The sequence below is a fragment of the Lacrimispora sp. YZC11 genome (genome assembly GCF_057543815.1).
In genome coordinates, this window is sequence record NZ_BAAJYQ010000014.1 from 147,041 (window position 1) to 168,263 (window position 21,223).

The 21,223-nt window shown below is 46.7% G+C and carries 21 protein-coding genes; 5 read left to right on the forward strand and 16 right to left on the reverse strand.

Annotated features, from left to right (window positions below):
• Positions 1-121 precede the first annotated feature (121 nt).
• The 6 genes from AC27IJ_RS14490 to argC all read right to left on the reverse strand — a co-directional run bounded on the left by AC27IJ_RS14490 (position 122) and on the right by argC (position 5,457).
• Positions 122-1,321, reverse strand: coding sequence for an aspartate aminotransferase family protein (locus AC27IJ_RS14490; RefSeq protein ID WP_487149484.1), 1,200 nt, complete (start codon positions 1,319-1,321; stop codon positions 122-124).
• Complete coding sequence (gene argB / locus AC27IJ_RS14495) at positions 1,311-2,207, reverse strand: acetylglutamate kinase (RefSeq protein ID WP_312445134.1); 897 nt, start codon at positions 2,205-2,207, stop codon at positions 1,311-1,313. The genes AC27IJ_RS14490 and argB overlap by 11 nt, the downstream gene beginning before the upstream one ends.
• A 93-nt stretch (positions 2,208-2,300) precedes the next feature.
• Entirely contained in the window at positions 2,301-3,524 is a 1,224-nt protein-coding gene (gene argJ, locus AC27IJ_RS14500) for a bifunctional glutamate N-acetyltransferase/amino-acid acetyltransferase ArgJ (RefSeq protein WP_487149486.1), read from the reverse strand.
• 1 nt (position 3,525) lies between these two features.
• The gene (locus AC27IJ_RS14505; protein WP_487149488.1) at positions 3,526-3,918 is read right to left on the reverse strand and encodes an ACT domain-containing protein; all 393 of its coding nucleotides are present in this window, start codon (positions 3,916-3,918) and stop codon (positions 3,526-3,528) included.
• Positions 3,919-3,933: 15 nt separating this feature from the next.
• Positions 3,934-4,380: a GNAT family N-acetyltransferase gene (locus AC27IJ_RS14510; protein ID WP_487149490.1), complete on the reverse strand. Its 447-nt coding sequence runs from the start codon at positions 4,378-4,380 to the stop codon at positions 3,934-3,936.
• 36 nt (positions 4,381-4,416) lie between these two features.
• Positions 4,417-5,457, reverse strand: a complete 1,041-nt coding sequence (gene argC / locus AC27IJ_RS14515; protein WP_312502232.1) for an N-acetyl-gamma-glutamyl-phosphate reductase — start codon at positions 5,455-5,457, stop codon at positions 4,417-4,419.
• 273 nt (positions 5,458-5,730) lie between these two features.
• Between argC and AC27IJ_RS14520 the strand changes: the two genes are divergently transcribed.
• Positions 5,731-6,957, forward strand: a complete 1,227-nt coding sequence (locus tag AC27IJ_RS14520) for an argininosuccinate synthase (RefSeq protein WP_312445126.1) — start codon at positions 5,731-5,733, stop codon at positions 6,955-6,957.
• 75 nt (positions 6,958-7,032) lie between these two features.
• Here the strand turns inward: AC27IJ_RS14520 and AC27IJ_RS14525 are convergent, their stop codons facing one another.
• The 6 genes from AC27IJ_RS14525 to nifS all read right to left on the reverse strand — a co-directional run bounded on the left by AC27IJ_RS14525 (position 7,033) and on the right by nifS (position 12,530).
• Entirely contained in the window at positions 7,033-7,506 is a 474-nt protein-coding gene (locus AC27IJ_RS14525) for a GNAT family N-acetyltransferase (protein ID WP_312502233.1), read from the reverse strand.
• A 48-nt stretch (positions 7,507-7,554) separates the two neighbouring features.
• Positions 7,555-8,442 (reverse strand): patatin-like phospholipase family protein, encoded by an 888-nt coding sequence (locus tag AC27IJ_RS14530; protein ID WP_312445122.1) that lies wholly within the window; start codon positions 8,440-8,442, stop codon positions 7,555-7,557.
• Positions 8,443-8,575: 133 nt separating this feature from the next.
• Complete coding sequence (locus AC27IJ_RS14535; protein ID WP_312502235.1) at positions 8,576-9,715, reverse strand: N-acetylmuramoyl-L-alanine amidase family protein; 1,140 nt, start codon at positions 9,713-9,715, stop codon at positions 8,576-8,578.
• The gene (gene mnmA, locus AC27IJ_RS14540; protein ID WP_312445120.1) at positions 9,712-10,791 is read right to left on the reverse strand and encodes a tRNA 2-thiouridine(34) synthase MnmA; all 1,080 of its coding nucleotides are present in this window, start codon (positions 10,789-10,791) and stop codon (positions 9,712-9,714) included. Before mnmA ends, AC27IJ_RS14535 begins: the two co-directional genes overlap by 4 nt.
• 47 nt (positions 10,792-10,838) lie before the next feature.
• Positions 10,839-11,276, reverse strand: a complete 438-nt coding sequence (nifU, locus tag AC27IJ_RS14545) for a Fe-S cluster assembly scaffold protein NifU (RefSeq protein ID WP_487149495.1) — start codon at positions 11,274-11,276, stop codon at positions 10,839-10,841.
• Between the two features lie 69 nt (positions 11,277-11,345).
• On the reverse strand, positions 11,346-12,530 hold the full coding sequence (gene nifS / locus AC27IJ_RS14550) for a cysteine desulfurase NifS (RefSeq protein WP_312502237.1): 1,185 nt from the start codon (positions 12,528-12,530) through the stop codon (positions 11,346-11,348).
• A 252-nt stretch (positions 12,531-12,782) separates the two neighbouring features.
• On the opposite strand from nifS, the gene AC27IJ_RS14555 reads away from it, so the two are divergent.
• Positions 12,783-14,333, forward strand: coding sequence for an oligosaccharide flippase family protein (locus AC27IJ_RS14555; RefSeq protein ID WP_487149497.1), 1,551 nt, complete (start codon positions 12,783-12,785; stop codon positions 14,331-14,333).
• A gap of 81 nt (positions 14,334-14,414) precedes the next feature.
• Here the strand turns inward: AC27IJ_RS14555 and AC27IJ_RS14560 are convergent, their stop codons facing one another.
• The 4 genes from AC27IJ_RS14560 to modA all read right to left on the reverse strand — a co-directional run bounded on the left by AC27IJ_RS14560 (position 14,415) and on the right by modA (position 17,517).
• Positions 14,415-14,624: a TOBE domain-containing protein gene (locus tag AC27IJ_RS14560; RefSeq protein ID WP_312445116.1), complete on the reverse strand. Its 210-nt coding sequence runs from the start codon at positions 14,622-14,624 to the stop codon at positions 14,415-14,417.
• A gap of 217 nt (positions 14,625-14,841) precedes the next feature.
• Positions 14,842-15,894: a sulfate/molybdate ABC transporter ATP-binding protein gene (locus AC27IJ_RS14565; protein WP_312445115.1), complete on the reverse strand. Its 1,053-nt coding sequence runs from the start codon at positions 15,892-15,894 to the stop codon at positions 14,842-14,844.
• Between the two features lies 1 nt (position 15,895).
• A complete protein-coding gene (gene modB / locus AC27IJ_RS14570; RefSeq protein WP_312445114.1) occupies positions 15,896-16,594 on the reverse strand; it encodes a molybdate ABC transporter permease subunit in 699 nt (232 codons plus the stop codon).
• A gap of 29 nt (positions 16,595-16,623) precedes the next feature.
• The gene (gene modA, locus AC27IJ_RS14575) at positions 16,624-17,517 is read right to left on the reverse strand and encodes a molybdate ABC transporter substrate-binding protein (protein ID WP_312445112.1); all 894 of its coding nucleotides are present in this window, start codon (positions 17,515-17,517) and stop codon (positions 16,624-16,626) included.
• Between the two features lie 242 nt (positions 17,518-17,759).
• Between modA and AC27IJ_RS14580 the strand changes: the two genes are divergently transcribed.
• From AC27IJ_RS14580 to AC27IJ_RS14590, 3 genes are all read left to right on the forward strand, one after another.
• Positions 17,760-18,734, forward strand: a complete 975-nt coding sequence (locus tag AC27IJ_RS14580; protein WP_487149501.1) for a substrate-binding domain-containing protein — start codon at positions 17,760-17,762, stop codon at positions 18,732-18,734.
• A gap of 177 nt (positions 18,735-18,911) precedes the next feature.
• Positions 18,912-20,453 (forward strand): DUF1538 domain-containing protein, encoded by a 1,542-nt coding sequence (locus tag AC27IJ_RS14585; RefSeq protein ID WP_312445109.1) that lies wholly within the window; start codon positions 18,912-18,914, stop codon positions 20,451-20,453.
• Positions 20,437-21,147 carry a hypothetical protein gene (locus AC27IJ_RS14590; protein WP_312445107.1) on the forward strand — a complete coding sequence of 237 codons (711 nt, stop codon included), beginning with the start codon at positions 20,437-20,439 and terminating at the stop codon, positions 21,145-21,147. The genes AC27IJ_RS14585 and AC27IJ_RS14590 overlap by 17 nt, the downstream gene beginning before the upstream one ends.
• Positions 21,148-21,223: the final 76 nt, after the last annotated feature.

Genomic DNA, 21,223 nt, shown 5'->3' on the forward strand with positions numbered 1-21,223 from the left:
ATACTATTTTTTTGTGCACATAGCACAGTTTCATATCACGTTTCTTATCAACGATCACATGATTAATCTCTGTGATATCATCACGCATGAAGCCGGAGTCTTTAAAACTCCGGCAGAATCGTTATAGTTGACCCTTCAGTACCGCCTCCAGCTTCTCCACCATCTCATCCACATGTTCCTTTTCGATCACCAGGGGAGGAACAAAGCGGATCACATTCGTCCCGGCGCTGATGAGCACCAGCTTTTGCTCTAACAAGGCCTGACTCACAATGGGGGCAACCGGCACAGAAAACTCCAGGCCCCGGATCAGCCCCACGCCTCTCTGACCGGTTATGATATCATACCGCTCCGACAGGGAATTAAGCTTCTTTGCAAGATACTCTCCCATCTCTTTTACGTGGTCCACGATCTTCCGCTTTTCAAACAATTCCAGTACCTTGAACGCTGCAGCTGTAACAAAAGGATTTCCGCCGTAGGTAGTTCCATGGTCACCGGGGGACATGGCTGTCGCGGCCTTACCTGCTGCCAGGAACGCTCCCACTGGCACGCCGTTTCCCAAAGCCTTTGCCACAGTCATCACATCCGGCTTTACTCCGTATTTCTGCCAGGCGAACATGGTACCGGTCCGCCCCATTCCGCACTGGATTTCATCCAGGATCAGCAGCATGTCATGCTCATCACAAAGTGCTCTTACACCCTTTAAAAATTCCTCGCTGGCCGGATAGATGCCCCCTTCACCCTGGACTGTTTCCATGATTATGGCGCAGGTCTTATCATTTACCAGCTTCTTTACACTGTCCAGATCATTAAATTCAGCGAATTTGATTCCCGGAAGCAATGGCTTAAAAGGTTCCTGGTAATGGTCGTTTCCTGTTACGGAAAGAGCTCCAAAGCTCCTGCCGTGGAAGGAGTGTTTCATGGCGATTATTTCGTGGTCGTGGCTGCCGTCCTTATTGTAAGCAAATCTTCTGGCTATCTTTAAAGCACCTTCCACCGCTTCGGTCCCGCTGTTGGTAAAAAATACCTTATCCATGTCGGATGCCTTTAAGATCAGCTCTCCCGCTTCCATAGCCGGAACATTATAAAATAAATTGGAAGTATGAAGAAGTTTATCCACCTGTTCCTTTAACGCTTTATTAAATTCCGGATCATTATAACCCAGGCCTATCACCGCGATCCCGGCTCCAAAATCCAGATATTCCTCTCCATCCGTGTCATAAAGACGGACACCGTCCCCATGGTCAAAAACAATAGGAAAACGGTTATAAATCTTATAAATCTCTGATTCCACTTTCTCAATGTATTCCTGCTTACTTCGCATGATAAAATCGCTCCTCTCCCGCACTTATAATGGCTGTTCCGATTCCCTTGTTCGTGAATATCTCCAAAAGCAGGCAATGGGGAATCCGTCCATCCATGATATGTACCCTGGATACTCCCTGCTTCATGGCATCAATGCAATTCTGAAGCTTGGGGAGCATACCCCCTCCAAGCATCCCGCTTTCCACAAATTCCTGCGCTTCTTCCATGGACATTTCTGAAATAAGGGAGTCCTTATCCTGAAAATCCTTATAAACTCCCTCAACATCCGTCAAAAAAGCCAGCTTCTCTGCTTCCATTGCCGTGGCAATGGCACAGGCCGCATCATCGGCGTTGATATTGTAGGTCTCAAAATCCCCGTCAAAGCCCACAGGACAGATGATAGGAAGAAAATCCTTTTCCAGTAAATCATATATGATTTGAGGATCCACCTCCGTAATATCTCCCACATATCCAATGTCCTCTCCGTTAGAATAGCGCTTTTGGCATTTTAACATCATGCCATCCTTTCCGCTGATTCCAACGGCTTTTACTCCCAGCTCATTGACCAACTGCACCAAACTTTTGTTGACCCGGTTAAGCACCATTTCTGCGATCTCCAAGGTTGGTTCATCAGTTACCCGGAGGCCATTGACAAAATGTGGCTCCATGCCCGATTTTTCCACCCACTTGCTGATTTCCTTTCCGCCGCCATGGACGATGATTGGCTTAAAGCCGACCAGCTTTAAAAGCACCACATCCTGTATGACCTGCTTTTTCAATTCCTCATCCACCATGGCGCTTCCGCCGTATTTCACCACAATGGTTTTGCGGTTGAAACGTTGTATATATGGAAGGGCTTCAATCAGTACCTCCGCTTTTTCCATAATGCTGTGATCCAGTTCCATATGAATTTCTCCTTTCCTCTTTCTTGCCTGCTTTCTGGCATAAAGGGATACCTGTAAGGTGTTTCCTACTCACGGCAGTTAACCCCATTGGTCTTATGAGCGGTAATCCGCATTGATCTTCACATAGTCAAATGTCAGGTCGCAGCCCCAGGCCGTAGCAGTTGCTTCTCCCATTTTAATATCCGCAGTTGCGGTCACTTCCGGTTCTGATAAGATCTTTGTGGCCTCCTCTTCGCTATAGGGAAGGGCGACACCGTTTTCAATGATTTTCAACTTTCCTGCTGTGCTTTCAAAATACAAATCCACCTTTTCCGGGTCAAACATGGCTCCGGAATAACCCATGGCACAAAGGATCCGTCCCCAATTGGCGTCATGGCCGAAAATGGCGGCTTTCGTAAGACTGGAAGTGATGACGGATTTTGAAAGGGTCACAGCCTGTTCCTTTGTTTCCGCTCCGACGATTTTTACCTCAAACAATGCAGTACAGCCTTCCCCATCACCTGCCATCTTCTTTGCGAGGGTTTCATTAATGAAATTGAGCGCCTTGCAAAATGCCTCATAATCTTCGTTCTTCGACTGGATTTCCTCATTCCCTGCCATGCCGTTTGCAAGGAGGAGCACAGTGTCATTGGTGGATGTGTCCCCATCTACGGAAATCATATTGTAGGTGTCTTTGATGTCCTCTCTCAAGGCTTCCTGCAAAAGCTCTTTGGAAATAGCCGCATCTGTGGTAACAAAGCTTAACATGGTGCACATGTTGGGATGGATCATGCCGGAGCCCTTGCACATGCCGCCCATGGTAATGGTCTTTCCCCCTGCTTCAAACTGAACTGCAACTTCCTTTTTTACGGTATCCGTGGTCATAATGGCAATGGCTGCGTCCGTCCCGCTTTCCTGGCTGCCGTCAAGAACCGGGGCCATGTCCTTCACGCCTGCCACAATGTGGTCCATGGGAAGCTGTTTGCCGATCACTCCGGTGGAGGCCACCAGAACGGAACTAACAGAGATGGAAAGGCACTCCGCCGCTGCTTCTGCCGTTTCCATACAATAACGAAGCCCTTCCTCTCCGGTGCAGGCATTGGCGATTCCCGCATTGATAATGACTGCCTGGGCGTAAGGAGAATTTTCCACAATCACTTTATCCCATTTTACAGGGGCTGCTTTTACAATATTGGTGGTAAAGGTTGCCGCTGCCTTACAGGGCACTTCACTGTAAATCATTGCCATGTCTTTTCTGTCTTTATATTTAATTCCCGCCGCCGCAGATGCCGCCTTAAATCCTTTTGCCGCTGTTATACCGCCGTCTATATGCTTCATGTCAAATTTCCTCCTTAGTTCCGGTGACCGTATACCCTGCGGCCTCCAGATGCTTTAACGCCTTTTCGTAATTTTCCTTTTTCACAAGAATGTAGTCCGTATTAAATGTGGATACTGCAAATATTCCGATTCCGTGATCTGCCAGTACCGTCGATATTTTCGATAAAATTCCGATGAGGGAAAAATCCAGGATTCCTTCTATCCGGAATGCTGAAAAACCGTCCTCCCGTTCCATGGTATCTTCGGGCACTGAGGAAGTCTCGCATACCAGAGACATCTCCTCGTCTGTTTTTCCCAGAAACCAGAATCCGGAGGTCATGTCAAGTGTTCCAAGATCCGCCGGACCGGACAGCTTGCAGACGGAAAATTCTGCAGATATTCTTTTTAGATTCATTTTCATACCCCCTGTTTATCCAATAAACCTTACGATATTATTCTCATTTAAGCTGAATTCGTAGTAATTGATGTCTTCCCGAAAGACCCAACCGTTCTTTTTCCAGAATTCATTGCCTACAGCATTGGACCGGAAGGCAACTAAGTTCACCTGATTGATCCCTTCTTTCCTTAGCCTTTCCATGGCTTCCAGGACTAACTTGTGCCCAACGCCTTGCTGCCGGTATTCCTCTGCCACGCACACATGGTACATGCAGCCCCGCCGCCCGTCATGGCCGCAGAGAACAGAACCAATGATCCTTCCCCCCTCTACCGCCACCACGCAGGTTCCGGGATTTCTCCCGATAAACCTTTCCACACCTTCCCTGGAATCGTCTGCAGTTCGGATTCCAAAACCTTTAATACCTGACCACAGTACATAAACCTGGTCATAATCCTCTAATGTCATTCCACGAATCATCATAGTATTTTCCCTTATTTAAGTATTCATTTACAGACCTTACGGAAACATGGGAATGAGCTTAAGTCCCTTATTCTCCGGCAATCCAAACAGGATATTCATATTTTGCACCGCCTGTCCCGCGGCCCCCTTTACCAGGTTATCCATAGCGCCCATCATGACCACACGGTTGGTCCTTGGATCAATTTTGAAATTCACATCCACAAAATTGCTCCCTTCCACCCATTTGGTCTGGGGGGCAACATCCTTTTCCAATACCCGGACAAAGTATTCGTCTGCATAATATTTATCATAGGCTGCCTTTACTTCCTCATAGGAAACAGACTTGATGAGAGTTGCATAGGCAGTTATGAGAATACCACGGTTCATGGGCACCAGATGCGGGGTAAAGCTTACGGTGAGCGGACGGCCGGCTCCATAGGACAGCTGTTCCTCGATTTCCGGCGTGTGCCTGTGGACGCCTACGCCATAAGCCTTGATGTTTTCATTGACCTCACAGTATAAATTATCCACCTTGGCTCCTCTTCCGGCGCCTGAGGTTCCTGACTTGGCGTCAATGATGATAGTATCGGGATCTATAAGCCCTTCCTTTACCAATGGATAAATGGATAAGGTGGAGCAAGTGGGATAACAGCCGGGATTGGCGATAAGCCTGGCATTTTTAATATCCACCCGGTTGATTTCCGGAAGCCCGTAGACCGCTTCCTTTATAAACTGAGGCGTCTTGTGCTCCATCTTATACCATTCTTCATAGACAGCCACGTCCTTGATCCTATAATCAGCGCTTAAGTCAATGACCTTTGTTTTCTTTAATATATTCTCATTCATGAGAGAAGCACAATAGCCCTGGGGTGTTGCAGTAAAAATCACATCTGCGATTTCTGCCAAGGCCTCCACATTGTCATCCCGGCAGGAATCATCCACAATCTGAAACATGTTTTGATAAACAGAAGCGTATTTCTGATCCACATAGCTTTTGGATCCGTACCATATGATCTCCACATCGTCTCTCTGGAGCAAAAGCTTTACAAGCTCGCCGCCTGCATATCCGGTAGACCCTATTATTCCCGCCTTAATCATAATCATCTCTCCTTATATTCTTTCATGTGTGATCTGTTTTTCATTTCTGCCGGATTCCGGCACTTTATACCTTATTTATACAGGCTCTTCCTCCAAAAGAAAGGCCCTTCCAGGTTTTTCAATTACTGATAGTTCATAATTATACATTGATAACGTATATTATGCAAGTTTTTTTTATATTTTTTATTTTTCCCTTGCATTATTCATGGTTTTGGTGTATATTTATGAAAGTTCAACGAAAAAAATCCAATAAAAATCGAGGAGGATCTATAAATGAAAGAGAGAGTTATTTTAGCTTATTCCGGCGGCCTTGATACCACAGCCATTATCCCGTGGTTAAAGGAAAATTTTGATTATGAGGTAATCTGCTGCTGCATCGACTGCGGTCAGGGTAATGAATTAGACGGTTTGGAGGAAAGAGCCAAATTATCCGGTGCTTCCAAATTATATATTGAAAATCTGGTAGATGACTTCTGCGACAATTACATCATTCCATGCGTACTGGCAAATGCGGTTTATGAAAACAAGTACTTATTAGGCACATCCATGGCCCGTCCGGCCATTGCAAAGAGACTGGTGGAGATCGCAAGGAAAGAAGGCGCTACCGCCATCTGCCACGGCGCTACGGGCAAAGGAAACGACCAGATCCGTTTTGAGCTGGGAATCAAGGCTCTTGCCCCTGATTTAAAGATCATTGCGCCATGGCGTATGACCGATGTATGGACGATGCAGTCCAGGGAAGATGAGATCGAATACTGCAAGCAGCACGGAATCGACCTTCCCTTCTCCGCTGATAACAGCTATAGCCGTGACCGTAACTTATGGCACATCAGCCATGAAGGCCTGGAGCTGGAAGACCCGGCAAATGAGCCAAATTATGATCATTTATTAGTATTGGGCGTATCTCCTGAAAATGCTCCGAATGAAGGGGAATATGTAACCATGACCTTTGAAAAAGGCATTCCTACCAGCGTAAATGGGGAAAAGATGAAGGTTTCTGATATCATCACCAAGTTAAATGAACTGGGCGGCAAGCACGGCATCGGTATCGTGGATATCGTGGAAAACCGGGTTGTGGGAATGAAATCCCGCGGCGTTTATGAAACTCCCGGCGGAACCATCCTCCTTGAGGCTCATCAGCAGTTAGAAGAACTTGTATTAGACCGTGCTACCATGGAAGTGAAGAAAGATATGGGCAATAAGTTTGCACAGATCGTTTATGAAGGCAAATGGTTTACCCCTCTCCGTGAAGCAGTTCAGGCATTTGTAGAATCCACACAAAAGTATGTGACCGGTGAAGTGAAATTAAAGCTTTATAAGGGAAATATCATTAAGGCAGGAACGACCTCCCCTTACTCCTTGTACAGTGAGTCCCTTGCTTCCTTTACAACAGGTGATTTATATGACCACCATGACGCAGATGGTTTTATCACTCTGTTTGGACTTCCCTTAAAGGTGCGGGCTATGAAGATGCAGGAAATTGAAAAAGCTAATAAATAAGTGAGCAAAAGGACGTACACAGATACATTTTCCGGGTACGTCCTTTTTTTATTACCATAAAGCAAACATCTTAAATTAATCCGCCAGATCCTTTAACTCCTTACCGGCTATCCGGTAAACCGTCCAGTCCTCCATAGGTTCCGCTCCCATGGAAAGGTAGAAATCGATACTGGGTTTGTTCCAATCCAGACACCACCACTCCAGCCTTCCGCAGCCTCGTTCTACCGCGACCGCTCCAAGCTTCTTTAATAACGCCTTTCCAATCCCACAACCTCTGTACTCCGGATTTACATACAAATCTTCCAGATAAATTCCCGCTCTCCCTAAGAATGTTGAAAAATTATGGAAGAAAAGCGCGAATCCGGCCTCTTTCCCATCAGCCAGGGCAAAGATCACCTCAGCCTTTTGCCTGTTAAAAATCCAGTCTTCCAGCAGTTCTTCCGTAGCCACCACCTCATCAAGCATTCTTTCGTATTCTGCCAGTTCTTTAATAAACTTTAATATAAGAGCCGTATCTTTTCTTTCAGCATATCGGAATGTCAATTCCATTTCTTTTCCTCCTGACCGTAATTTGTTATTTAAAGAATACTATGAATCCTATTTTTTATCCAGTGCCCGTTTAATCCGGGGCATCATTCTTTTTGTGTAAAGGTAACCGTTTTCCATACATTTTTCCATGCAATCAAAGGTCAAAAGTCCCGCTCCTCTGGGCATGGGCGGTTTCAGCAGAAAGATCTCACCACTGGAACGGCAATCCTTAAGCTCTCTGCTCATAATGGAAAAGGAATGGAATGCGGTCTCAATGATGGAATGATCGTGAGGCATTTCATATTCTTCTCCAATGTCAACTGCAATAACTTTTACTTCTCCTGCCGCGATTAAAAGGTCCACAGGAAGGTTGTTCGTCACTCCCCCATCCACCAGCAAAAAGCCGTTCATCTGCCTGGGACGGAATACAGCAGGAACTGAGGAACTTGCCATCATGATGTCACAAAGAAGTCCGCTCCGCTCCCATTTCACATGCTCCTGCCTTAATGCGGAAAGGGGAATTTCAGCCTGAAACAGGTTGGTAAACGCAACCGTATCCCCGCTGTTAACATCCACCGCAGGAACCAACAGGCCATTGCAATTTCCCTGTATCTCCATCCCATCTGTTAAATCGCAGAGAAAACGCTGAAGCCGGTTCCCTTTTATAAGCCCTTGAAGCGTTGTCTCCCTGCCCAGCAGGAACTGGGGCAAAAATAAGGCAATCCCTAAAATATCCGGATCAATCAGGCTTCTTCCGTGTCTTGACAGCCACCGCACCGTTTCCCGCATATCCCCTATTGTCATGCCTGCTGCATAAAGTCCGGCGACAATACTTCCGGCACTGGCCCCCGCTACCCTGTCAGGAAGAAGTCCTGCTTCTTCCAGCGCCGATAATACTCCCACATGAGCTGCCCCCCTGGTTCCGCCGCCTGCCATCGCCAGTCCATAATCTGCCATGATTCCATTCTCCTTGCTACTCAGCCGCATTTCAGGAAAATGTATGCCATTTCTTATTCATTTATGCCTGGCCCGGCAATTCAAAAAAGAACAGGGTTTGAGTCAGACTCAAAACCACTGTTCTTCTTTGATTTTATTTATAATATGCATCAATTCCGTCGGCAATCCCTTTTACGATCTTATCACGGTATTCCTCGGTAGCCATCTTCTTATCCTCGTCCGCGTTGCTCATGAATCCCATCTCCACAATGGTCACCGGTATATTACACCAGTTGATGCCGCTCATGGAATCCGTCTCCTGTACTCCCCGGTTCTTAAATCCGGTCTGATTGCAGATTCCATCCACAACGGCCTTGGAAAGAGACTGGCTTTTGCTATACAGGGTTCCATTGTAAGGATTCTTAGCTGTCTGGCACATGGTAAGGGCACCCTGAATGCTGCTGTCATTTAAGGAATTGGCATGGACCCGGACAAAGATGTCCGCTCCGCTTTTATCCGCCATCTGGGCACGTTCTGCATTGCTGATGTTCACATCATTGGTTTCCCGGATCATATAGACCTGATAGCCCCTGGTGATAAGCTCCTGCTTTAATTTTAAAGAAACCGCAAGAGTGAGCTGGTATTCCGGGATACCGGTTGCCGTTCCCTGTGTTCCGGAAGCCACCTTTGCCTTCATCTCAGAAGCACCTGGTCCGATGGGTTCCTTTTCGGAATTACCCTTTGCCTGATGGCCTGGGTCTATGGCAATCATCTTACCTGTCCCATTTCCGGAAACAGAAGGAACAGCACCCGCCGTCTCCTGTACCGGCTTATCCTTTGACACGTACTGGGAGGAAATATAGCATTCCTTGTCCTTGTAGACCACCCGGCTCCAGCTATCGCTGTATCCGGTCCGTTTAAGGGCAACTCCCTTATCCAGCTTATCTAAGACTTCTCCGCCGGCAGAAGGAAATTTTCTTATATTCACCTGGGAGCCGGTAACATAAACTGTTTCGTCGGCCGCCTCAAAGGCGGGAGCCGTCTCCATGGTCACTGCGGCTTCATGGGAGCTTGTCTCCGCTGCTTTTCCGCTTTCAGTTTCTCCGGTTTTATCCTCCGCAATGGACACGGGAGCCGTCTCCTCTCCCTCCTCCTGGCCCAAACCGCCCTGAGCTTCTTCCAGAGCAGGTGCTTTTACGGCTTCATATTTCCTGGCGCAGCCTGCAAGCATAAATGTGCAAAGAAGGACAGAGGCCAATAACAACCACCCACGGCCTTTTCTTAAATTACTCAAATTATAGTTCCTCCTCCGACAACATAGTCTCCATCATAGAATACAACGGCCTGTCCCGGAGTGATGGCACGCTGAGGTTCGTCAAACTTGCATTCCACCACACCATCCTCCACTTCCTGTATGGTACACATGGCACCCTTATGGCTGTAGCGGATCTTTGCCGACACCCGCATGCTTTCACCATGAAGCCCGGAAATTGCCATCCAGTTAATATGGTTGGCCTGCAAGGTATGGTCATAAACGTCATCGCCCGTTCCGATTACTACTTCATTGGTTTCAGGCCGTATCTCCACCACAAAAACCGGGTGGCCCATGGATAAGTTAAGTCCCTTTCTCTGGCCTACGGTGTAATGGGTAATTCCCTTGTGCCTGCCGATCACCTGGCCGGAAAGATCCACAAAGTTCCCTTCCGGCGCTTTTTCCCCTGCATTTTCTTCAATGAATCCTGCATAATCATTATCAGGAATAAAGCAGATCTCCTGACTGTCCGGTTTATGGGCAACCATCAGGTTGATCCTGTCCGCGATCTCACGGATCTGGTCCTTAGAATAAGCCCCCACAGGCATCAGGGTATGGGACAGCTGATGCTGTGTCAGATTGTAAAGGGCATACGTCTGGTCCTTTGCCGCTGTCACGGACTTCTTTAATGCATATCTACCGCCGGGGAGCTGATCGATCTGGGCATAATGGCCTGTGGCAATATAATCTGCTCCTATATCAAGGCTGCGCTTTAAAAGAGACTCCCACTTGACATATCGGTTGCAGGCAATGCACGGATTGGGAGTACGCCCCTTCTGGTATTCTCCTACAAAATAATCAATGACCTGGGATTTGAACTCTTCTTTAAAATTCATGACATAATAGGGGATCCCCAGGTCCCAGGCCACCCGCCTGGCATCGTCCACGGCGCTTAAGCCGCAGCAGCCTCCGTTTTCCTCCTGGGTCCTGGTATCCTCATCCTGCCATATCTGCATGGTAACACCTATGACTTCATACCCCTGTTCTTTCAGGAGCCATGCCGCCACAGAAGAATCTACACCTCCAGACATTCCTACTACTACTTTCCCTTTGCTCATAGCTTTATGTTTCCACTTTCTAGCCGGATAAGCAAAAGCCCGGCATCTTAATATTCTTCTTCCACTTCTTCCTCACCGATATCAGACTTGGGTTTCTTTAAGCCCTCAATCTCAAGTCCGTTTTTCTTTGCATAGTCCCATAAGGCAGCGTGAATCGCTTCCTCTGCCAGCAGGGAACAGTGAACCTTTACCGGAGGTAACCCATCAAGAGCTTCGCACACGGCCATATTCGTCACAGCCATGGCCTCCTGAACGGATTTTCCCTTTACCATCTCCGTAGCCATGCTGCTTGTAGCAACCGCGGCTCCGCAGCCAAAGGTTTTAAATTTTACATCACGGATGATCTGATCTCCATCAATATCCAGATAAATTCTCATAATATCGCCGCATTTGGCATTTCCTACGGTACCCATACCGCTGGGGTTATCAATTTCCCCTACATTTCTTGGATGCTCAAAATGATCCATTACTTTTTCTGTATACATAATTTATTTTCTCCATTTCCAGGTAATCAATCTGCTTTGTTTCCGGCCGCCAAAAGGCGGTGCTATGAATTATTTCGCCTGATGCTTAATATAATCCTCATAAAGCGGGGACATACTGCGCAGTTTTTCCACAATCTCCTTAATGGATTCCACAACATAGTCCATCTCTTCCTTTGTGTTGCGCTCATCTAAGGTCAGACGAAGGGAACCATGGGCGATTTCGTGAGGAAGGCCAATGGCGAGCAGTACATGGGATGGGTCCAAGGAGCCTGAAGTACAGGCAGAACCGCTGGAGCCGCATATACCTTTCATATCCAGCATGATCAGCAGGGACTCTCCTTCAATAAACTGGAAAGCAAAATTTACGTTGTTGGACAGCCTGTTTTTCCTGTGTCCGTTAATTCTTGTAAAAGGAACCTCTGCCATAACCCGGTCCATCAGATAATTCCGTAGCTCGTATTCCTTATTTGCTCTATCGTCCATGCCTGCAACCGCAAGCTCCACAGCCTTGCCAAAGCCTACGATTCCCGGCACATTCTCCGTTCCGGCCCGGCGTTTTCTTTCCTGTGCGCCTCCATGAATGAAGGAACGGGATTTGATGCCGCTTCTGATATAGAGAAAGCCAATGCCTTTGGGCCCGTTGATCTTATGGGCGCTGGCACTGAGCATATCGATATGGTATTCATCCACGTTAATGGGCACATGGCCAAATGACTGGACCGCATCTGTGTGGAATAATATTCCCCGTTCTTTTGCAATCTCTCCGATTTCTTTGATCGGTTCTATGGTTCCTATCTCATTATTAGCAAACATGATGGAAATGAGGATGGTGTCAGGGCGGATGGCTTTTTTAAGCTCCTCCAGCTTTATAACCCCATTTTCATCTACATTTAAATAGGTTACCTCAAAGCCCTGCTTCTCCAAATACTCACAGGTGTGAAGCACGGCATGGTGTTCGATTTTACTGGTGATGATGTGTTTTCCTTTTGAAGCATAGGCTTGTGCCGTTGCAATCAGCGCCCAGTTGTCAGATTCTGAACCGCCTGCTGTAAAATAGATCTCGTTGGTCTTGGCACCCAGAGTATTTGCAATGGTTTCTCTGGCTCCTGAGACAGCTTTTTTTGAGATGCCGGAAAACTCGTATACGGAGGATGGATTTCCATAATACTCCGTAAAATAAGGCAGCATGGCTTCCACGACCTCGGGCCGTGTTTGGGTAGTCGCTGCATTGTCAAGATAAATCAGTTGTTTCATATTGTTAGTTCCGCCTTTCTGTAGTCCTAAAGTTAAAAGCTTCATCTACAAATTCTATTATACACACATTTCCTAGAATTTCAATAGGAATGATTCTCATTATAATCATAGTTCCGCTATGCATATAAATTTGTGCAATAGAGGTATGTTCTATCCTCCAAATCATGAATGGCATGGCTGAACTGTAACTGATGTCATGAAGAAGAAACCCCTTCCATATATTTATAATAATTCTCTTTTTCAGGAGATTGCATGAATGATTCTCTAAAATTTCCTCAAAAACTTTCGCCAAGGAAATATGCGCTTCTCACCGGCACCCTTCTTTTGACTTCTGCCGGGCTGATCACCCGGTTGTTAGGCTTTTTTTACCGGATTTTTCTCTCACGGACCATTGGCGCAGAAGGACTTGGAATCTTTAACCTGGTCCATCCGGTGTTTGGCGTCTGCTTTGCCTTATGCGCAGGTTCCATCCAGACTGCCATATCCCAGTCCGTAGCCGCTAATGTGAGAAAAGGCCGTTCCATTTTCCGAACCGGCCTTATTATTTCAGTGGCTATTTCCATAGTCCTGTCATACGCCATCATCCGTTTTAAGGACTTCCTGGCCACCAATATCCTGATGGAACCCCGCTGTGCCCCTCTTCTTCTCTTTATTGCGGTATCCGTCCCCTGTTCGGCCGTTCACGCCTGCATCAATGGATATTATTATGGTATGCAGCGCCCCCATGTCCCGGCATTTGCACAGGTGATCGAACAAACCATAAGAATCGGGGCCGTGTTCCTTATTGCGGATATCATGATGGAATCCGGGATCAAAATCACTGTACAGCTGGCAGTCCTGGGCCATCTGATAGGAGAAATCGTTTCCTCACTTTATACGGTTGTGGCCTATCGCTTTTTTTCACCCAAGATGCCTGCAGGCGTTACGGCAGTTGCCTCTTCCTTTCATGAAACTGCTCCCGGGCTTATGCAGCTGGCACTGCCTCTTATGGGAAACCGTCTGGTCCTAAATATCCTTGCAAGCGCAGAAGCCATCCTGATTCCCAGCAGGCTGCAGATGTCAGGGCTTTACGATTCGGCGGCATTTTCCGTATACGGAGTTCTTACCGGAATGGCTTTGCCCTTTATTCTGTTCCCTTCCACCATATTTAATTCCCTTGCCGTCCTTTTGCTGCCAACGGTAGCCGAAGCCCAGTCAGAGGGAAATAACCGGAGGATCGGTGATGCCATTTCCATGTCACTTCGCTACTGCCTGTACGTGGGAATCCTGTGCATCGGCATATTCACTCTGTTTGGAGACGACTTAGGCGTCAGCGTATTTAAAGATAATACCGCCGGAACCTATATGACCATCTTAGCCTGGCTTTGTCCCTTCCTCTATCTGGTGACAACCATGGGAAGCATTTTAAACGGCCTGGGGAAAACCTCTGTCACCTTTGTCCAGAATGCCATTGCGCTGCTAATGCGTTTGGGGTTTGTTCTCTTTGGGATTCCCAAATATGGGATCTTAGCCTATCTGGTTGGAATGCTGGCCAGCGAACTGCTTCTGGCTATGATGCATGTGCTTGCCCTGCGGAAAAAGGTGGATTTTATATGGAGCGCATGGGATATGATCGCAAAGCCGGCGGCACTGATGGTGCTCGCCATTGGAATCTACTTTGCGTTGTTTTCCGTGGCAGATCCGTTTCAGGGGATGTCTTTATTTATAAAAACGGCATTCCATATTACCGTTTTAAGCATATTCTATCTGGTGCTCCTCCTTGGCGCCCATATTATGAAAGGGGAGAAACCCAGGGACCTTTAAGTTTTTGTCTTAGATGAACATCCATAGTTACATAAATAAAAAACGGACCCTCAAAAGTCCGTTTTTTTGGAATTTCTGCTTTTAATCAATCCCGACCATTACAGAAGTCGCTTTAATGATGGCATAGGCATCCTTTCCGACTTCCAGTCCTAAGTCCTTTACCGCTGCCATGGAAACTGTGGCAGATACGATATTGCCGCCGCCGATATCAATGGTAACAATGGCATTTACCGCACCTGGTTCAATTCCTATAACTTTTCCCTTAAACTGATTTCTTGCACTGAGCTTCATCTCATATGCCTCCTCTCATCCAATCCTGATCCATGGAAACCCTCAGGGTATTCCTTTTATGCCCGATAAAACGGAGTGGGCTCCACCCCAGAAAGCATGGGCTGAAAGCAGGAAATATATAGCAGTAATTATGGATTGTTTACCAAAAGATTATACTGCTTTTAATAAATTGATTGTAAGCATTTTAGCCTTCAATGTCAACCGGTTATCAGAAGCACTAAAGTAAAAGCAGGAGGTCTTCCTTTGGGAACCGGATAAATGACGGAATGTTTTTTAGCATTCCGTCCTCAAAATCTGTTTTATCCTGGATCCACCAGATCTTTGAGGAAGTTTTATCGTCTGTGTTCTGGAACAGATACTGCCTTTGGAAAGGCGTATCGGCGAACCCGGCCAGTTCAATTCCCATGACGTTTTCCTCCTCCATCCCCAGGACCGGAATCAGGTTATGGCCCCTTATTCCTACGTACCGGATGGAATCTCCGATTTTCTCCTCTGTCTTAAGCTTTATCTTCCAGTCACAGGCATAAAGCTCATAATCGCTTATTTTCTCTATGGATGAAATATTCTTGCAGCCGGTCAGCTTTGCTGCCTCCATTCTTTCCGGCCTCCGGAAAATGTCTTTTGTGCTGCCTTTTAATATGGTCTTTCCATCTGAAAGGAGTATCATGCGGTCACAAAATTTGTAGATTTCATCTCTGGAATGGGATACCATGAGCACGTCTCCGGCATAGTCCCTGATCAGCTCCAGCATTTCCATCTGAAGCGTATCCTTTAAAAATCCATCCAATGCGGAAAAGGGTTCATCCAACATAATGATATCCGGACTGTATAAAAGCATGCGGGCAAGGGCCACTCTTTGCTGCTGCCCTCCCGACAACTGGGAGGGATACCTCTTTTCCAGCCCTTCCAGCTGAAATCGCCCCAGCTGTTCTGCAACAAGGGAAAGCTTGTCCTTTTTCTTTCCCGGAAGCACAATTGCTAAGTTCTCCTCTACTGTCATGGTAGGAAACAGGGCATAATTCTGAAACAGGTAGCCGACACGACGTTCTCTGGCGGGTAAATTGATCCCTTTCTCCGAATCGAACAACACCTTCCCGTTTAAAACGATCCGGCCGTGATCCGGCTTTTCAATTCCTGCCACGCATTTTAAGGTCATGCTTTTCCCGCAGCCTGAGGCACCCAGGATCCCCATGCAGCCGCCGTCAGTCTCAAATTCCACATTTAATTCAAATCCTGTAAATTTTTTTCGGATGTTTACCTGCAGTGCCATACTAAATCCACCTGTTCACATGTTTCATATTTTTTCCGGATATATAATTTATAACAGCAACAATAAAAAAAGACAAGATAACAATCACGCATACCCAGAATGCAGCCGTATCCCAGTTTCCTGCCGCCACCTCGGAAGCAATAGCAACAGAAACCGTTCTGGTCTTTCCCAGAATATTTCCTGCCAGCATGGCAGTTGCCCCGTATTCTCCGATGGCTCTGGCAAAGGCCAGCACTGTCCCGGAAGCCAGTCCAGGAGCCGCAATGGGAACGATGATCTTCCAGAAGATCTTCCTCTCCGACAGCCCCAGGGTTCTTCCCGCATGGATCATGTCAACATCCACCTGTTCAAAGGCTGCTCTTGCATTCCGGTACATCAAAGGAAATGCGATAACAAAAGCGGCTATGACACAGCCGGGCCATGTCTGCACCATTTTTATATTAAATTCCTCAAAAAGAAATTTGCCGAAGGGCCTGCGAAGGCTGAAGATCAAAAGAAGAAAGAACCCGGCCACAGTAGGCGGAAGTACCAGCGGCAATGTCAAGATTCCATCTACGATGGATTTTGCCGTATTATTCAGTTTCATGATCAGCCTCGCGGCGCCTATCCCCAGGAAAAAGGTCAGCACCGTTGCCAGAATCCCCGTTTTAAGAGAAATAAAAAGGGGACTCCAATCTATCGTTTTCATCAGATCCAACATAGATTTTCACCCCCTTTTTTATGTATTATTTATTTTGAAGAGTTTGCAAATCCGGCATCAGTAAACAGCTTCATAACGCCCTCATCGCTAACCAGATATTCTTTAAATTCAGCAGCTGCCTTTGCCTGCTCCTCTGATGCCTCCTTGTCGATGATCAGGCCCACCGGATAAACAGCAGGATCGATCATGCTCTTATCTGCTTCTGCTATGATTTCAACCTTGTCCGCCATGGAAGCCGCATCGGTTGCATAGACAACGCCCACTTCATTGCTTCCCTCTGCAACGGCTGTTAAAACAGCGGTAACATTGGCGCCTTCGTTAATTTCCATTTTCATTACCTGATCAAGGATTCCTAAGTTGGTGAACAGCTTTCTTGCATACTGGCCTACAGGTACATCCTCTCCCGCAAGGGCAAGGCTTGATGCCTTTGTGATGTTGTCAAAACCCGTTACCTCAGTTTTTCCGCCATTTGGCTTGATTAAGACAATTTTATTCTCAAGTAAGTTGGAGATAGAACCGTCTACTACGAATCCGCCATCCTTTAACGCGTCCATCTGCTTGGTTGCCGCAGAAAAGAAAATGTCACACTGGGCGCCTTCTTCGATCTGGGTCTGAAGGGTTCCTGAGCTGTCCGCATTATAAATGATGTTTACATTGGGATGATCTTTTTCATAAGTTTCCTTGATCTTTTCCATTGTGTTTTTCAAGCTGGCTGCAATAAAAACATAAAGGTCTTCCTTCTCTGCTTTTGCAGCTGTTGTTACTTCAGCCTTCGTAGTTTCTTCGGCCTTAGTGGCTTCCTCTTTTGCAGTTGTCTGATCCGCCTGGGTAGCCTTTGTACCGGTTGAACCGCACCCCACTACCGTACCGGCAGTAAACATTGCCGCCAACATTACTGCAAGTAATTTTTTTCCTTGTTTCATAATACTTCCTCCTGGTTTTTCGAACAATATTGTTCATTTTAATTAAGTTTTGTTGGGTTTTGCCCCGTTTGGTAATTACCAATTCATTTTAGATGATATCTTTCGGAAAGTCAATGCCAATCTATTTATATAATTACATCGGGAATTAAGACCGCTCTCACAGCCTTTCATTGACAATGAAATGAAATATGCTATAACTATTTATAAATGATCGAAACCACAGGAAGCAAGGAGGAAACCGTATGGAAAAAGTATACACCACCCAGGAAGTGGCTGACCAGCTTAAAATTAAAAAATCCACAGTTTATGAACTGATAAAGCGGGGAGAATTAAAGGCAACCAAGGTAGGCAAGCAGATACGGGTCAGTCAGGAACAACTGGATGAATATTTAAAAGCTCCAGACACCAGCAGTGCTTCCAAGGCAGAGGAGCCTCTTCCCAGGATCATGGATATCCCTCTGTTTACCGCTGATTCCGCAATCCGGCAGATGGATTACCTTCTTAACGCCAGCGGCCTGATTATAAGCAGCCAGGAATCCAGAGTTGTGGAGCTGCTTGGAAGCCAGCTGAGCCAGCGCCCGGAAAGCCTTCCCATCCTGCATTCCTATATGAATGATTATAACAGTCTTTATTCCCTATACTATGAAAAGACCCATATGGCCCTAACCTCCTTCTGCACCAGCCGGGAAGGGCAGGAAATCCGGCAGATTGAGAGCCTGCTGCCCGGAAAGGAAGCTGCAGTCCTCCATATCTGCAGCCTTTTAGCAGGCTTTTACATCAGAAAAGGCAATCCAAAGGGCTTACACACCGTAAAGGACTTATGCCGCCCGGATATCCGGTTCATAAACCGGGAGAAGGGAAATGGGTACCGGATCTATATGGATTCCATCCTTTCATCCCATAACATTGAAAAGGCCGGGATTCCCGGTTACCAGACGGAATGTCTCTCCCATATGTCAGCCGCAAATGCGGTCGCATCGGGAACTGCTGATGCAGGCATCGGCGATATCTCCCACCTGGCTGCTTATCCCCAGCTTGACTTTATCCCTCTGTCCGCCGTCTCCATGGATCTGGTCTTTTCTAAGGAGGTTTTGAACCATCGGGCCTTTCAAAGCATTGCTGACACGGTAAACTCCCAGGAATTTAAAAACAGCCTTCTTCCTTTTAAAGGATATGAAATTGGTAAGACCGGTAAATGTACGTTTGTGAACTGCTAAAGGCAGTTTTTTCCAGGGATGACAATTATTCATAAAAATTTTAGTTGCACTCGCAACTATTTATGTGTTAAACTAGTTAATGATCTAAAAAGAGTCTGCAGGCTCACGCACAATTCTGTGCAAATTATCATTCTTAAGAATCCCTATCATAAAAAACGGACAACAGGAGGTATCTCTTTGAATCAAAAGTTAAAAGAAAAAATTGTAGAATCCTTATCATCTGTCCTGCCCGTTACATGTATCGTGTTGATCTTGTGCATAACCATCACTCCCATGCCTCTTGACCCACTGATGCTGTTTCTGGTAGGTGCGACCCTTTTAACCGTTGGAATGGGCTTTTTCACACTTGGTGTTGATATGTCCATGATGATCATCGGGGAAAAAGCGGGCGCCCAACTGGCAAAATCCAAAAAGCTGCCGATCATTGTTTTTGCCTGTTTTATCATTGGTTTTATTATTACCATAGCAGAACCGGATCTTCAGGTCCTGGCCGGTCAGACCCCGGCAGTTCCTGACATGATCCTGATCCTTTCTGTGGCCGCAGGAGTGGGCTTGTTCCTGGCAATTGCATTTTTAAGAACCTTGCTTGGCTGGAGCTTATCCCGTATCCTTATGATCTGCTATGCCGTACTCTTTGTTACGTCCGCTTTTGTTCCCAAAGAATTTCTGGCTGTGGCCTTTGACTCCGGCGGCGTTACAACAGGCCCTATTACAGTACCTTTTATCATGGCTCTTGGTGTTGGCCTCTCAACGATCGGCCGGGGTAAGAATTCTGACAGCGACAGTTTTGGGTTAGTCGCCTTATGTTCCGTTGGACCGATTCTTTCCGTTATGATCCTGGGGCTGGCTTATAAATCCTCTGCAACTGATTATGAACCCATGATAATTCCTTCCATAAACAATTCCCAGGATCTCTGGCTGGCCTTTCAGCATGAGCTTCCTGACTATGCCTGGGAGGTCTTTTTGGCTCTTTTACCCATTTTGCTGTTCTTTATCGTATTCCAAATCTTCTTTTTGAAGCTGAGGAAAAGACAGCTGATCAAAATCCTGGTGGGGCTTATTTACTCCTACATCGGACTGACGCTTTTCCTTACCGGCGTCAATGTAGGCTTTATGCCTGCCGGCAATTATCTTGGACAGCAGCTGGCCTCTCTTCCCTACAACTGGGTCATGATTCCCATCGGTATGCTTATCGGGTACTATATCGTGAAAGCCGAACCTGCCGTACAGGTTTTAAATAGGCAGGTAGAGGAAATTACAGGAGGCTCCATCTCGGAAAAAACCATGATGACCGGATTATCCATCGGCATGTCTATCTCCCTTGGATTGTCAATCCTAAGGGTCATGACAGGTCTTCCCTTACTGGCTCTGCTGCTTCCCGGCTACGCCCTGGCCCTTGGCCTTTCTTTTGTGGTTCCGCCGATTTTTACATCCATTGCCTTTGACTCGGGCGGTGTCGCTTCCGGCCCTATGACGGCCACCTTCCTGCTTCCCTTTGCTATGGGGGCCTGTGAAGCCCTGGGAGGAAATATAGTGACCGACGCCTTTGGCATCGTGGCCATGGTCGCCATGACGCCACTGATCATAATACAGCTCATTGGTGTATCCTATAATTACAAGACTAAAAAAGCAAATGTTCCGGTGAGTGAGCCGCTGCTTAATATGGAATTAGAATTTATTGACTTAGGAAAGGAGGAGGCTGATGACTTCCAATCGTAAAATAAACTGGATCACGGTTATCGTAGCCAGGGGAAAGGGCGAAAAAGCAGCTTCCGTTTTTAAAGAACATCATCAGGAACTGCTTCTCATTACCAGAGGACATGGAACTGCAAGCTCTGCGATCAGGGACTGCCTGGGGTTTGATGAGCCGGAAAAGGATCTGGTTATCGGAATTGTGGAAGAAGCGTCTACCGGGCGCTTATTATCCGCTCTGCATGAAACATTGGAGCTTGAAAAACCAGGCTATGGCATCGTATTTACCATCCCCCTGTCAGGGATCAGCGCCGCAGCTTCCTGTATATTAGAAAATGCCCCGTCAGGCGGGGATATGCCCACATCCACAGATTATCACAAGGAGGATCGCTCTATGCCAGATACGATCAGATACGAACTAATTGCTGCTGTCATCAATACCGACCTTTCCGCTCCCATTATGGAAGCTGCCAGAAATGCCGGTTGCAAGGGAGGAACCCTGGTTAAAGCCAGAGAAGCTCTTGCGGATGATTCAAAAAAGCTTTTTGGTCTGACTCTTTCCAGTGAGAAGGAAATTCTCCTCATCCTGGTTCCCTTTACGGATAAGCAGGCGGTTCTTAAATCCATCTGCGAAACGGTATTAAAGGAAACTGGAGAACATGCCATCGCTTTCTCTCTTCCCGTAGATGAAGTGGCTGGACTCAGCACTCTGAAAAAGTGAGAAAATCCTCATATTGACCGGCCGGAGACAAAACAGGCGCCAGTCCCATATTCCCTGACTGGGATATGGGACTGGC